This is a genomic window from Pseudomonas anguilliseptica (assembly GCF_900105355.1).
GTDB lineage: Bacteria > Pseudomonadota > Gammaproteobacteria > Pseudomonadales > Pseudomonadaceae > Aquipseudomonas > Aquipseudomonas anguilliseptica.
In genome coordinates this window covers 915,032-928,884 of record NZ_FNSC01000001.1, presented here as the reverse complement: position 1 = coordinate 928,884, position 13,853 = coordinate 915,032, and the positions used below count along the sequence as shown (strand labels likewise).

Sequence of the window (13,853 nt, the reverse complement as noted above, 5' to 3'; positions counted from 1 at the left end):
CAATGCCGAAGAATGGACTGCTTCTGGCACTTGTCCTGAGCCTGCTCAGCGCCTGTGATTCATCCACCTCTGGGCCCGCCGAAGTAACGGCGACCCAAGCCACCCCTGTCAGCAGCGAGACGGCCAAACCGACGGTTGACCGCAAGGCGCTGGCCGAGCGATACGCCGGCCGCGAACTGACGGTGGTGGATGTCTCGGAAGTGCAGCTCGAAGGCGCCAGCACGCTGTCGATCAGCTTCTCGGTGCCGCTTGATCCCGAGCAGAAGCTCGCCGAGCGCATGCACCTGGTCGATAGCAAAAGCGGCAAGGTCGACGGTGCCTGGGAACTGAGCGACAACCTGATGGAGGTGCGCCTGCGCCATCTGGAGCCGCAGCGCAAGCTGGTGCTGACGGTGGATTCCGGGTTGCTCGGGCTGAATGGCAAAAGCCTCGCCGCCGAGCAGGTTACCCGCCTGGAAACCCGCGACCTGCAAGCCAGCGTCGGCTTCGCCAGCCGTGGCTCCTTGCTGCCCACGCGCCTCGCCGAAGGCCTGCCGGTAATCGCGCTGAACGTGGACAAGATCAATGTCGAGTTCTTCCGCATCAAGCCCGAGTCGCTACCGGCCTTCCTTAACCGCTGGGGCCGCTCGAGCAATCTGGATAACTGGGAAGCCCGCAGTCTGCTGCCGATGGCGGACCTGGTCTATGGCGGCCGCTTTGACCTGAACCCGGCGCGCAATACCCGCGAAACCCTGCTGCTGCCAATTGCTGGCCTGGAGCCGTTCAAGCAGCCCGGCGTGTACCTGGCGGTGATGCGTGAAGCCGGCAGCTACAACTATTCGCAGCCGGCCACGCTGTTCACCCTGAGTGATATAGGTCTGTCCGTACGGCGTTATCAGAACCGTATCGATGTGTTCACCCAGGCCCTGGCCGGGGGGGCAGCGCTGGGTGATGTGCGCCTGGAAATCCTCAACGCAGAAGGCCAGGTGCTGGCCGAAGGCAAAACCGATGGTGCCGGCCATGGTGAACTGCCGCTGCCGCCCAAGGCCGAAGTGCTGCTGGCCCACCAGGGTGAACAGACCAGCCTGCTGCGCCTGAACACCGCGGCGCTGGACCTGGCTGAATTCGACATTGCCGGGCCTGTCGCCCACCCGTTGCAGTTCTTCGTATTTGGCCCGCGTGATCTTTATCGCCCGGGCGAGACCGTGCTGCTCAACGGCCTGCTGCGCGATGCCGATGGCCGCGCGGTAAAAGCCCAGCCGGTAAATGTCGAAGTGCGCCGTCCGGATGAGCAGGTCAGCCGCAAGTTCGTCTGGCAGGCCGATGACGCCGGTTTGTATCAGTACCAGCTGCAACTGGCCGATGAAGCGCCGACCGGGCGCTGGCAGCTGCTGTTCGACCTCGGCGATGGTCGCCAGCAGCTGTATGAGTTCTCTGTGGAAGACTTCCTGCCGGAACGTATGGCGCTGGAACTCAAGGGCAGTGAAGAGCCCTATACACCTGCGGAGAACGCCCAGTTCGAGGTCACCGGACGCTATCTGTATGGCGCCCCGGCAGCCGGCAATCGCCTCAGCGGGCAACTCTATGTCCGTCCGCTGCGTGAGGCGGTGGCCAGCCTGCCGGGCTATCAGTTCGGTTCGGTTACCGAAGAAGAGCTGAGCGAGGACATCGAGCTGGATGAAACCAGCCTGGACGAGCAGGGCAAGGCCAGCCTGGATATCGAGAGCCGCTGGGCCGATGCCAAATCGCCGCTGCGTCTGATTCTGCAAGCCAGCCTGCAGGAGTCCGGTGGTCGGGCGATTACCCGGCGGGTTGTTCAGCCGGTGTGGCCGGCCGAGCGTCTGCCAGGTGTGCGCGGGCTGTTTGACGGCGAAGAAGTGGACGCCGACAGCCTGGCCGAGTTCGAAGTGCTGGTGGCCGATGCCGAGGGCAACAAGCTGGCAGCCGATCAGCTCAGCGTGCGCCTGATCCGTGAGCGCCGCGACTATTTCTGGAACTTCTCCGAGAGCGATGGCTGGAGCCATAACTACACCGAGAAATTCCTCACCCTTAACGAAGAAAACCTCAAGGTCGCTGCCGGCGGTACTGCCAAGATCAGTTTCCCGGTGGAGTGGGGCCCGTATCGCATCGAGGTAATCGACGGCCAGACCGGCCTGCTCAGCAGCATGCGCTTCTGGGCCGGCTACCGCTGGCAGGACAACGCCGACGGCGGCGCCGTGCGCCCGGATCAGGTCAAACTGGCGCTGGATAAACCGGCTTACGTCGATGGCGACACCGCCCAGGTCACCGTCACCCCGCCTGCTGCGGGCAAGGGCTACCTGATGGTGGAATCCAGCGAAGGACCGCTGTGGTGGCAGGAAATCGAAGTGCCGGCCGAGGGCAAGAGCTTCGATATCCCGATTGCCAAGGACTGGGCACGCCATGACCTGTATGTCAGCGCCCTGGTGATCCGTCCCGGCGAGCGCAAGAGCAATGCCACGCCAAAACGTGCGGTCGGCCTGCTGCACCTGCCGCTGGAACGTGCGCCGCGCAAACTGGCGCTGACCCTCACCGTTGCGGAAAAGATGCGCCCCAATCAGCCTCTGAAGGTCAAGGTGCAGGCGCGCAACGCCGACGGCAGCATCCCGAAACAGGCGCAGGTGCTGGTGGCCGCCGTGGATGTCGGCATTCTCAATATCACCGAGTACGCCACGCCCGATCCATTCGCCAACTTCTTTGGCCGTAAGGCCTACGGCGCGGATCAGCTGGATATCTACGGGCAACTGATCGAGGCAGGGCAAGGTCGGGTGGCCAAACTGGCCTTCGGTGGTGACGCGGCGCTGGCCGGTGGCGGCAAGCGGCCGGATACCAGCGTGCTGATCGTCGCCCTGCAGAGTGAGCCGCTGAAGCTGAATGAGCAGGGTGAAGGCGAAGTCAGCCTGGCTATCCCCGACTTCAACGGCGAACTACGGCTGATGGCGCAAGCCTGGACCGATGAGCATTACGGCATGGGCGAAGGCAAGACGGTGGTCGCTGCGCCGCTGATTGCCGAGCTATCCGCGCCACGCTTCCTCGCCGGGGGCGATGAAACCACCCTGGCCCTGGACCTGAGCAACCTGTCCGGGCGTGAACAGAAACTCGATGTGCAAATGAGTGCCGAAGGCCAGCTGCGTCTGGCGCAGAACCCCGGTGCAGCGGTAGCGCCAATCACCCTGGCCGATGGTCAGCGCACCATCCTGCGCATTCCGGTCACCGCCTTGGGCGGTTACGGCCAAGGGCGTGTCAAGGTTAGTGTCAACGGCCTGGCCCTGCCCGGTGAGGATCTGCCGCCGTTCAGCCGAGAGTGGACCCTGGGCATTCGCCCGGCCTACCCGGCGCAGCTGCAGCATTTCCGTGCGGTGCTAAAAGGTGACAGCTGGCTGCTGCCGGCTGATGCCCTGAGCCGTTTCGAGGCTGCCGGTCTGGAAGCACAGTTGGCGATTTCCAGCAGGCCGCCGCTGAATCTTGGCGAGCAGATTCGCGCACTCAAGGCCTATCCGTACGGCTGTCTGGAGCAGACCACCAGTGGTCTGTATCCGTCGCTGTACGCCGATGCGGCCACGCTCAAGCGCCTGGGCGTGGAAGCTGAGCCGGATGAGCAACGCAAGCGCTCCATCGAACTGGGCATCGAGCGCCTGCTGAGCATGCAGCGCTACAACGGCAGTTTCGGTCTGTGGGGCGCGGACAGTGATGAGGAATACTGGCTGACTGCCTACGTCAGCGACTTCCTCCTGCGTGCCCGCGAGCAGGGCTTCGGCGTGCCGGAAGAGGCGCTGAAAAAAGCCAACGAACGCCTGCTGCGCTACCTGCAGGAGCGTCACCTGATCGAGGTCAACTACAGCGACAACGCCAACCACAGCCGCTTTGCCGTGCAGGCCTACGCCGGTTACGTGCTGGCACGCAGCCAACAGGCGCCGCTGGGTGCCTTGCGTAGCCTGTATGAACGGCGCAGCGATGCACTGTCCGGCTTGCCGCTGGTGCACCTGGCCGTGGCGCTGCAGAAAATGGGCGATCAGCCGCGTGCCGATGAACTGCTGAGCGCCGGCCTGGCCCGTGGTCGTGAGAGCAATAACTGGCTGGCCGACTACGGCAGCCCGCTGCGCGATCAGGCGCTGATTCTGGCGCTGCTCGAAGAGCATGACCTAGCGAAAAATCGCCGTGAAGAGCGGTTGTTCAACCTGGCTGACGAAGTGGCCGGGCAGCAGTGGCTGTCGACCCAGGAACGCAATTCGCTGTACCTGGCTGGGCGCAATCTGCTGAGCAAACCAGAGCCGAGCTGGAGCGCCGCGCTGCAAAGCGGCAGCCTGGCCTTCGAACTGAGCAATGCCCAGCCGGGCCTCAAGCTCGATGGCAGTGATCTGGCGGCGCCGCTGAGCATCAGCAATTCGGCGGACAAACCGGGCGACACGCCGCTGTATCAACAGCTGACGCTGTCCGGGTACCCGCGTCAGGCCCCTGCAGCCGGTGGCGAGAATCTCAGCATCTACCGCGAGTACCTGGGCATGGATGGCCAGCCGCTGGATCTGAGCAATCTGCAGAGTGGCGAGCTGGTGCTGGTGCACCTGGCCGTATCCGCCAAGCAGCGCGTACCGGATGCCCTGGTGGTCGACCTGTTGCCGGCGGGCCTGGAGCTGGAAAACCAGAACCTGGCGAAAAGTTCGGCCAGCCTGGACGATGCCAGCAGTGCAGTGAAAGCGTGGCGTGAGTCGATGCAGAATGCGGCGCTCAAGCATCAAGAGTTCCGGGGGGATCGCTACGTCGCGGCGCTGGATGTAAACGGCTACGACACCACCCATCTGCTGTACCTGGCCCGCGCCGTTACCCCTGGCAGCTACCGCGTGCCGCCACCGCAAGTGGAGTCGATGTACCGGCCGAACTGGCAGGCCCTGGGTACCACGCCAGGGCGTCTGGTAGTTAAGGAGCGCTAGAACCAGTCTCGGATCTGCTGCGCGTCGGCGATATTGCGTTAAAAATGGCCTCGGAATGCTCATTTACAGCACGTAAACTCCGCTTCCTCGGCCATTTTTGCCTTGTCTCGCTCTAGCTCGCGAGATCCGAAACAGGTTCTTAGAACGCACAAGGCCCGCCAAATTGGCGGGCCTTGTTGTTTCGCCTGAGTGACTTAGCTGATCAGACCGCTCAGCAGCCACAATCCGAGCACCAGCCAGATCACCCCGGCAATTATCGAGCGGCGGATAAAGGCGCGTACGGCCAGGTACAGCAGCCACAGACCGGCCAGCAGAACCACGATGCTGAGCAATGATGGCGTCACCCCCAAGGCCTTGGACATGCCTGTGATAAAGCTGCTGACCGCGCCGCCGAGCATGCCGAAGAAGCCGCTCAAGCCTTCGACGATAAAGCGGATCACCGAGCCAACCGCCTCGCCCAGGGATTCAAAAAAACCTTCTACACCCATAGTTCTCGTTCCACTCGACTCTGCGTTGATTGCTGCTGCGCGCCAGTGTGCCAGTCATTGGGCGGAATGACAGCGCTACAGAGCATGACCTGCCAGCGCCGGGCATAGAAAAGCCCCTGCCTCAGCGAGACAGGGGCTTGTGGTGTAGCCCGTTTCAGTTCAGCAGGGTTGGACAGCTGACACCCACTGCAGCAAAGGCGGCAATGGCATCGGCAGAGCCATAGCTGCGGTTCTGCGCCGACTGGATCACGCCGCAGGCGCCGCGGTTGAAGTCGCTGGTTTCCGTCCAATAGAAACGGTTGGCGTCGACAAACACTTCAAACGCTTTGCGGGTATTCCAGCCGATTTTCTGGCTGAGCAGGTAGAACGCGCGGTTATACACCCCGCTTGAGTGGTGGACATCCATACCGGCACGGTACTTGTCGGCGTGGTCAATGGAGCGGCCATCACGGCTGGGTTGGTCCATATAGCGCAAGGCGCCGTCACCTTTGAAGATGTCGTAGCCGACCTTCCAGTCATTCTTGCCTTTCATAAAGTATTCGGCCGCTTCGCCAGCCATATCGGAGAACGCCTCATTGATGCCGCCGGACTGGTTGCTGTAGACCAATCCCGAATGCAGCTCGGTAAAGCCATGGCTGACTTCGTGGGCGGAAACGTCCAGCGATACCAATGGGTAGAAGCGATTGCGACCATCGCCGAAGGTCATCGCTTGACCGTCCCAGAAGGCATTTTCATAGCCGTTGCCGTAATGCACTTTCATATACAGCTTGCGGTTGAGCAGCGGGCGCAGGCCGCCAAACCAGTTGCCATACATCTGGAACACCACGTTGCCGAAATAGTGCGCGTCGTTCAGCGGCGAGAACGCGCCGTTGATGCTCTTGAAGTCGTTGAACGAACAGGCGAACTGGAAGGGCGTGGTGCTGCTGTTGTTCAGGCTGTGGTTGAGGTTGACGGTGATGACATTGCCGCTGTTCATCTGGCACTTGTTGTTGACCGACAGATGTCCGTAGTCCGTGCCATACAAGTAGCGGCCACTTTTCAGGTTACCGCCTGGGCCGGTTGCCTGCGCGTGATTGAGGCCTTCCCATTGATCGAGCAGCTCGCCGCTGTTGGCTTCGATCATAAAAAACGGGCGTGAGGGTTTGGCCCCAGGGACAAAGAACGACACCACGTATGCCAGCTGTGCGCGCTGCTGCGCATCGAGCCGCACAACCAGTTCGCTCTGTTCGTTCTCGCTCGGCAGGCCGCTGGCTTTCAGGCTTTTGGCCATTTCCAGGGCTTGTTTGGCGCTGAGCGTTGGCGTTGCATCGCGTACCAGGTCGCTGCTGATGTCACTCACCAGGCGGCCGCTGCGCAGGGGCTGGCTACCGTCGGTAAACTCGGTGATGGCTTCGCCCCACACCCGGATGCCCTTATAGAACTGCTGGTAGCGCACGACCTGGGCACCACCAGGCAGCTGTGCACTCAGGGTGGCGTTCAGCTCATCCGGCTGCAGCCCAAGGTCATCATGGATGTCGCCGGCGCCGGCTATACCGGGGCGGGTTGGCAGGGTTGAGAGATCAATCAGTTCTGCGGCGAAGGTGCCGGCGGGGGAAACCAGTGCGGCGAGTAGCAAGGTTTTCGGGAAGATCTTCCTATGCATTGATGTAGCTCCATTGGGAAGCGGAGGATGGCTCCGTGAATAGCCCGTTGCCTTATGGCGATAACGGCTTTTCACTGTTTTCGGTGCGGCGGGTAGCCAAGCGTTAACAGCGAACCCAAGGTATAGGCGTCAAAAATACGAATATCAAAAAATGACGCAAAAAGATAACAATGGGCGCAAACAGCTCTAGCGCGGTACTTTTGCTCGTATGTTCTGGCGGATATGGCCTGTTCTTCCCGGGTGTTGTGCATCTGCGCGTTAGGTCGCGAGTTGCCAGCGGTGGCCAGAAATATTGGGCGTTGCCGCGTATAGTGCGGCGCTTCAGGGATGTGTGTTGAGAGAGGCGCTATGCGTTCTGGGCAGGGTCGGTTGATAGCAGCGCGCGCGGTCGTGCTGAGGTGTTTGCGCCGTCCCTGGCTGGCTATTGCGCTGTGCCTGCTGCTGATTCTGCTAGTGGCCGACCGGCTTTTTCCACTGCCTTTGCCAGGCGATGATCTGGCCCGCGTGGTGCTGGCCGAGGACGGTGCGCCGCTGTGGCGTTTTGCTGACCATGACGGCGTGTGGCGTTATCCGGTCACCCCCAGTGAGGTGTCACCCTATTACCTGGAAGCGCTGCTGACCTATGAGGATCGCTGGTTTTATCAGCACCCTGGGGTCAACCCGCTGGCGCTGGGCCGCGCGGCCTGGCAGAACCTCAGTGGCGGGCGCGTGCTCTCGGGCGGCAGCACGCTGTCGATGCAGGTAGCGCGCCTGCTCGATCCGCATGCGCGCAGTTACAGCGGCAAGCTCAAGCAACTGTGGCGCACGCTGCAGCTGGAGTGGCACCTGTCCAAGGATGAAGTCCTCACCCTTTACCTCAACCGCGCGCCGTTTGGCGGCACGCTGCAGGGGGTGGCGGCCGCCAGTTGGGCTTATCTGGGTAAAGCACCGAGTCAGCTAACCCGCGCCGAAGCCGCGCTGCTCGCGGTGCTGCCGCAGGCGCCCAGCCGTTTGCGTCCGGATCGCCATCCCGGGCGGGCCCAGGCCGCGCGCGACAAAGTGCTCAAGCGTCTGGCCAGTTTCCAGGTGTGGCCGCAATCGGCGATCAATGATGCGCTGGAGGAACCAGTGCTGCTGGCGCCGCGTCAGGAACCACGCCTGGCGCCGCTGCTGGCGCGGCGGTTGAACACCCGCAGCAGTCCGCCGCTGATTCGCACCACTATCGATGCCGCCTTGCAGCGCCGCCTGGAAGACCTGCTGCTGGGTTGGCGTGCACGGCTGCCGGAGCGCACCTCGGCGGCGATTCTGGTGGTCGAGCAGCCAAGCATGGCGGTGCGTGCCTACCTGGGATCGGTGGATATCGGCGATGCCAAACGCTTTGGTCATGTCGACATGATCAACGCCGTGCGCTCGCCCGGTTCGACGCTGAAACCCTTTCTCTACGGGATGGCGCTGGATGAAGGACTGATCCATTCCGAATCGCTGTTGCAGGATGTGCCACGGCGCTATGGCGATTACCGCCCAGGCAACTTTGCCGCCGGCTTTAGCGGCGCGGTGTCGGCCAGCGAGGCGCTGGCCACCTCACTCAATCTGCCTGCCGTGCAACTGCTGGAAGCCTATGGGCCAAAGCGCTTTGCCGGAGAGCTGCGCAGCGCCGGGGTGCCCTTGCTGCTGCCGCCGCTGGCCGAACCCAACCTGGCGCTGATTCTCGGCGGGGCCGGCAGCCGGCTGGAGGAACTGGTCAGCGGTTACAGTGCCTTTGCCCGCGGCGGCATGGCCGCACGGCTGCGCTTTCAGCCGCAGGATGGCTTGCATGAGCGGCGCTTGCTGTCGGTAGGCTCGGCATGGATCGTGCGGCGCATTCTCAGCGGTCAGGCGCGTCCGGACCGTGACCCGCGTGCGCAGTTGGTGCAGCGCCCGAGCCTGGCCTGGAAGACCGGCACCAGCTATGGCTTTCGTGATGCCTGGGCGATTGGTGTGGCGCCGCGTTATCTGATTGGCATCTGGATCGGTCGCCCTGATGGCACCCCGGTGTCTGGGCAGTTTGGTCTAGCCTCGGCGGCGCCACTGCTGCTGCAGGTGCATGATCTGCTAGTCAACCGCGACAGTCAGCGCGGTATTGCCCTGCCGATTGACCCGCAGCCGGCCTCGGTCGGCGTGGCGGCGATCTGCTGGCCGCAGGGTCAACCGCTGGACAATCGTGACCCCAATTGCCGGCGCCAGCGCTTTGCCTGGACCCTTGACGGCACCACGCCACCGACCTTGCCGGCGCAGGATCAGCCTCTGGGTTTGGGGCTGCAGGAGAGCATCTGGGTGAATGCCGCTGGGCTGCGCGTGGATGCCAGTTGCCCGGGGGCGACGGCACAAAGCCTGGCCTTGTGGCCTGCGCCGCTGGAACCCTGGTTGCCGCGCCGCGAACGTCGCAGTGCGCGCTTGCCGGCGGCTGATCCGCAGTGCCCGCCGCGGCATGCGCCAGTCGTTGCACCGCTGTCGATTGTCGGCGTGCGTGAGGGGGATCATCTGCGTCGCCCGGCCGGCAGTAGCGAAGCGCTGCGCTTGCGTCTGTCTGCACTGGGCGGCAGCGGCCGGCGCTGGTGGTTTGTCGACGGTCAGCCGATTGCCGAAACCAGCGCCGATGCGCTTTTCAATCACGCCTTCGCGCGCAACGGGCAGTATCAGCTCAGTGTGCTGGACGAAAGCGGGCAGACCGCGCGTGTTGAGTTCAGCCTGTCGGACTGAAACGCGCGGCAGGGTGTCCTGGCCATGAGTGACTACGCTGTTAGGTGAAGGTTGGCACAGTCGTCTGCCGACCGGTCGCGCAGGGATATGCGATGGCGAGATATAGATACGCAGCCGCTATCTGCCTTAGTGGGCTGTTGTTCAGTGCACTGCTTATTGCGAGTGAGTGGGCCGGGCCGACACAGGCGCCGCCCGCACGCAGCGGCATGCAGGTGAGCTTTATTGCGGCGGACTTCCGCAACGGTGGGGTCGTCGGCGTATTCCGCCGCTTTGAGCGCGCGGCCAAGTTGCTGGGTTGGCGGGTGCATGCGGTGGATGGCCGTGGCGATGTGGTGGAGATCAAGCGGCTGGCCGCTGAGGTGCTTGAGCGTAACCCCGATGGCGTAGTGCTCGGTGGATTCGAGCCGGGTTACCTGGGGGAGTTGCATCAAGCCTTTCAAGACCGCGAGATCGCCTTGGTCGGTTGGCACGCCGGGGATCGGCCGGGGCCTACAGACAAGCTGTTCAGCAATATCACCAGCGACCCCCTGCAGGTGGCCGACCTGGCTGCAGAGTACGCCATGCGTGACGGCCAGATCGGTGTGGTGCTGTTCACCGACAGCCAGTTCGCCATTGCCACCGCCAAGACCCAACGCATGGTGCAACGTCTGGAAGCGTGCGCGCAGTGCAAGGTGCTGAGCGTCGAAGACCTGCCGATTGCCAGTGCCGGCAAGGGCATGGATGAGCGTGTGCGCTAGTTGCAGCGCCGCTTCGGTGCTGAGTGGAGCCATACCCTGGCAATCAACGATGTGTATTTCGACCATATCAATGTGCCGCTCAATGCCCTCGGGCGTAAGGACATTCGCAATATTTCCGCTGGCGATGGCTCGGCCAAGGCGCTGGGGCGCATCCACTCGGGGTTGTCCCAGCAGGTCGCCACCGTCGCCGAGCCGCTGGGCATGCAAGGTTGGCAGCTGGTGGATGAACTGAACCGAGCCTTTGCCGGCCAGCCGCCGAGCCTGTTTGTCACACCGCCTCTGCTGATCACCCCGCAGGTGCTGCAGGAGTCGGACGACCTCAGCATAGAACTGGACTTCAGCCATGAAGATGCTTATCTGCGGCTTTGGCGGCAGGTGGGCTGAGTTGTTCTCGGCGCTGGTTAAAGTCAGCAGCCGGCGCAGCCGATAGCGGTTATACGTCGCCGGATAATTGAGTTTGTATACAAAATTGTATTCAGCCTATGTTTTCAAATAATAACTAGAAGGTAACCTCCATGGGCTTGTGGAAACGCAGCATCCAGTGGCAGCTAATTCTCAGCATGGGCGCCGCCCTGCTCGCCAGCATTCTGATCGTGGTAGGCGTCTACTCCACAGTGGTCAATCGCCTGACCGAGCGCTTTCTGGTCGAAGAGGCCTTGCCGGCGCGGGTGCTGGCGATTCGTAACGATCTGGAGCGGGTGCTGACCGCGCCAATCACCGCCAATGCCGGGATTGCCGGCAACGCCTTTATCCAGGACTGGCTGGCGGCCGGCGAGTAGGAAGGCCAGCGCGATGCCGTGGCACGTTACCTGGAGGGCGTGCGCGAGCAGCAGAACGCCCTGACCACTTCGATTGCCGTGCTGGACAGCGGCAACTATTTCACCGGTGCGGGCCTGGCTCGGGTGATCAGCCGGAAAACCAGTGGTTCTAAAAACCGGTCGACAGCAGCCGCGACCAGGTGCTGGAAATCGACATCGACAAGGGCACGCGCCTGCCGACCCTGTTTATCAACCAGCGGATCAAGCAGGGTGGCAAAACCCTCGGCGTTTCCGGATTGGGTTTCAGCCTCAAGGCCATGTCGGAAATGATCCGCGACTTTCGTTTTGGTGAGCGCGGTCAGGTTTTTCTGATTGATGCCCAGGGCGAGGTCAGGGTGCACCCACAGGCTGACCTGAGCGGCAGTGGCCACCTCGCCGAACTGTTTGGCAAGGCGCCGGCTGACGAGCTGTTGGGCAGCGGTGGCAAGGCGGTACGCTTCGAGCGTGATGGTGAAACCTATCTGGCCGTGGCGCAGAAGCTCTCCAGTCTGGACTGGCTGTTGGTCAGCGAGGTGCCGGAAGCGGAAATCTATGCCGAGGCTCGCCAGGCGCTGCTGATGACCAGCGCTATCGGGGTAGGCGTGGCCTTGCTGTTCCTCGGTTTGGTGGTGCTACTGGCGCGTGGTTTGGTCCGGCCGATTCGTCAGGTGACCGCTGCACTGGTGGAGATTGGCGGTGGCGGCGGCGATCTGACCCGTCGTCTGGATGAGTCCCGCGAGGATGAACTGGGCGATCTGGCCCGGGGCTTCAACCGCTTTATCGGTGGTCAGCGCAGCCTGATCAGCGATGTGCTGGCTACCAGTGAGCGTTTGCGCGCGTCGGTCAGTCAGGTGGCGCAGGTGGTCGACAACACCGCCGGGCGCTCCAGTCAGCAACAGGAAATGACCGATATGGTCGCCACTGCGGTGCACGAGATGGGCCTGACCGTGCAGGAAATCGCCCGGAATGCCAGCAGTGCTGCACATGCCTCGCCGTCGGCGCGTGATGAAGCGCAGCAGGCGCGCAAGGTGGTTGGCCAGTCGATCAGCCATATCGAGAGTATGTCCGCCGATATCGGCGGTGCGGCGGCGGTCAGCGAGCTGGCCGAGCAGGTGGCCTCGATTGATCAGGTGCTGGCGGTGATCCGCGGAATCTCCGAGCAGACCAACCTGTTGGCACTCAACGCCGCCATCGAAGCGGCACGCACCGGTGAAATGGGCCGTGGTTTTGCCGTGGTAGCCGACGAAGTGCGCACCCTGGCCAGCCGCACGCAAAGCTCGACCGATGAAATCCAGCAGATGATTCAGCGCCTTAAGCAGGGCGCGGAAACGGCCGTGAGTTCCATGCATGCCGGCCAGCGTGCCACGGGCACTGGCGTCGAAGCGAGTCAGCGGCCGGGGCAATCGCTTAGGGATGGTCTGAAAAAGACTTCCTGATTTTGGCAAAATATCCGCACTCCACCCGCCGAGTTTTCCGATGAAGCAGATGACCTTCGCCGACGCCGAGTACGCCGGCAAGCGCAAGCAGACCCGCAAAGAATTGTTCCTGATCGAGATGGATCGGGTAGTGCCATGGAAAGGGTTGATCGCTTTGATCGAGCCGCATTATCCAAAGGGTGAAGGCGGCCGACCGTCCTATCCGCTGATGGCGATGCTGCGAGTGCATCTGATGCAAAACTGGTTCGGTTACAGCGATCCGGCGATGGAAGAGGCGCTGTACGAGACCACCATCCTACGCCAGTTTGCCGGGCTGACTCTGGAGCGCATTCCTGACGAAACCACCATCCTCAACTTCCGCCGCTTGCTGGAAAAACACGAACTGGCTGCCGGCATCCTGGCCGTGATCAATGGCTACCTGGGTGACCGTGGTTTGTCGCTGCGCCAAGGCACCATCGTCGATGCCACGCTGATCAACGCGCCGAGTTCAACCAAGAACAAGAACGGTAAGCGTGACCCTGAGATGCACTCAACCAAGAAAGGCAATCAGTATTACTTCGGCATGAAGGCGCACATCGGGGTGGATGACGAGTCTGGCTTGGTGCACAGCGTGGTGGGTACTGCCGCCAACGTGGCGGATGTCACCCAGGTCGATAAGCTGCTGCACGGCGAGGAAAACATGGTGGGGGCCGATGCCGGATATACCGGTGTCGAGAAGCGCCCCGAGCATGAGGGCCGTCAAGTGATCTGGCAGGTTGCAGCACGGCGTAGCACTTACAAGAAACTCGGTAAGCGCAGCGCGCTGTACAAAGCCAAGCGCAAAATCGAGAAGGCCAAGGCCCAAGTGCGAGCCAAGGTCGAGCATCCGTTTCGGGTGATCAAGCGTCAGTTCGGTTATGTGAAGACGCGCTTCCGTGGCCTGGTCAAAAACACGGCGCAACTGGTGACTTTATTCGCGCTGTCAAATCTGTGGATGGCGCGCCGACATTTACTGACGAATGCAGGAGAGGTGCGCCCGTAATGCTGGAAATGGCTGCCGCGAGGTGCTCGCGGCGGCTAAAAACACAGAAATGAGCCGGTAATCTGATCGTTTTTGATCGATTTATCACT

Annotated in this window: 9 protein-coding genes and 1 pseudogene; 8 read left to right on the top strand and 2 right to left on the bottom strand. The window is 62.4% G+C overall.

The window, feature by feature from the left end; translation table 11 throughout:
- Positions 1-2 precede the first annotated feature (2 nt).
- A complete protein-coding gene (locus BLW24_RS04405) occupies positions 3-4,925 on the top strand; it encodes an alpha-2-macroglobulin family protein (protein WP_090377192.1) in 4,923 nt (1,640 codons plus the stop codon).
- Between the two features lie 194 nt (positions 4,926-5,119).
- Here the strand turns inward: BLW24_RS04405 and BLW24_RS04400 are convergent, their stop codons facing one another.
- Both BLW24_RS04400 and BLW24_RS04395 read right to left on the bottom strand, forming a co-directional pair.
- The gene (locus BLW24_RS04400; RefSeq protein ID WP_090377189.1) at positions 5,120-5,413 is read right to left on the bottom strand and encodes a hypothetical protein; all 294 of its coding nucleotides are present in this window, start codon (positions 5,411-5,413) and stop codon (positions 5,120-5,122) included.
- A 154-nt stretch (positions 5,414-5,567) separates the two neighbouring features.
- Entirely contained in the window at positions 5,568-7,055 is a 1,488-nt protein-coding gene (locus BLW24_RS04395) for a M4 family metallopeptidase (RefSeq protein WP_090377188.1), read from the bottom strand.
- Positions 7,056-7,403: 348 nt separating this feature from the next.
- Here BLW24_RS04395 and pbpC point away from each other — a divergent pair, with 348 nt between their 5' ends.
- The 7 genes and pseudogenes from pbpC (at position 7,404) to BLW24_RS04375 (ending at position 13,764) form a co-directional block, all read left to right on the top strand.
- A complete protein-coding gene (gene pbpC / locus BLW24_RS04390) occupies positions 7,404-9,773 on the top strand; it encodes a peptidoglycan glycosyltransferase PbpC (protein WP_090377185.1) in 2,370 nt (789 codons plus the stop codon).
- A gap of 206 nt (positions 9,774-9,979) precedes the next feature.
- Complete coding sequence (locus BLW24_RS26355; protein ID WP_244161082.1) at positions 9,980-10,510, top strand: type 1 periplasmic-binding domain-containing protein; 531 nt, start codon at positions 9,980-9,982, stop codon at positions 10,508-10,510.
- Positions 10,511-10,894 carry a type 1 periplasmic-binding domain-containing protein gene (locus tag BLW24_RS26350; protein WP_244161081.1) on the top strand — a complete coding sequence of 128 codons (384 nt, stop codon included), beginning with the start codon at positions 10,511-10,513 and terminating at the stop codon, positions 10,892-10,894. It abuts the gene before it with no gap.
- A 131-nt stretch (positions 10,895-11,025) separates the two neighbouring features.
- Positions 11,026-11,289: a hypothetical protein gene (locus tag BLW24_RS27375; protein WP_430736453.1), complete on the top strand. Its 264-nt coding sequence runs from the start codon at positions 11,026-11,028 to the stop codon at positions 11,287-11,289.
- Between the two features lie 179 nt (positions 11,290-11,468).
- Positions 11,469-12,029: pseudogene (locus BLW24_RS27370) on the top strand (cache domain-containing protein); the annotation flags it as partial.
- 180 nt (positions 12,030-12,209) lie between these two features.
- Positions 12,210-12,743, top strand: coding sequence for a methyl-accepting chemotaxis protein (locus BLW24_RS27365; protein WP_477742883.1), 534 nt, complete (start codon positions 12,210-12,212; stop codon positions 12,741-12,743).
- 40 nt (positions 12,744-12,783) lie between these two features.
- A complete protein-coding gene (locus tag BLW24_RS04375; protein WP_090375326.1) occupies positions 12,784-13,764 on the top strand; it encodes an IS5 family transposase in 981 nt (326 codons plus the stop codon).
- Positions 13,765-13,853 lie beyond the last annotated feature (89 nt).

Bases quoted from the DNA above. Each gene is read 5' to 3' on its own strand.
- BLW24_RS04405 (WP_090377192.1), top strand. From the start codon at position 3: ATGCCGAAGAATGGACTGCTTCTGGCACTTGTCCTGAGCCTGCTCAGC.
- BLW24_RS04400 (WP_090377189.1), bottom strand. From the start codon at position 5,413: ATGGGTGTAGAAGGTTTTTTTGAATCCCTGGGCGAGGCGGTTGGCTCG.
- BLW24_RS04395 (WP_090377188.1), bottom strand. From the start codon at position 7,055: ATGCATAGGAAGATCTTCCCGAAAACCTTGCTACTCGCCGCACTGGTT.
- pbpC (WP_090377185.1), top strand. From the start codon at position 7,404: ATGCGTTCTGGGCAGGGTCGGTTGATAGCAGCGCGCGCGGTCGTGCTG.
- BLW24_RS26355 (WP_244161082.1), top strand. From the start codon at position 9,980: ATGCAGGTGAGCTTTATTGCGGCGGACTTCCGCAACGGTGGGGTCGTC.
- BLW24_RS27375 (WP_430736453.1), top strand. From the start codon at position 11,026: ATGGGCTTGTGGAAACGCAGCATCCAGTGGCAGCTAATTCTCAGCATG.
- BLW24_RS27365 (WP_477742883.1), top strand. From the start codon at position 12,210: ATGACCGATATGGTCGCCACTGCGGTGCACGAGATGGGCCTGACCGTG.
- BLW24_RS04375 (WP_090375326.1), top strand. From the start codon at position 12,784: ATGAAGCAGATGACCTTCGCCGACGCCGAGTACGCCGGCAAGCGCAAG.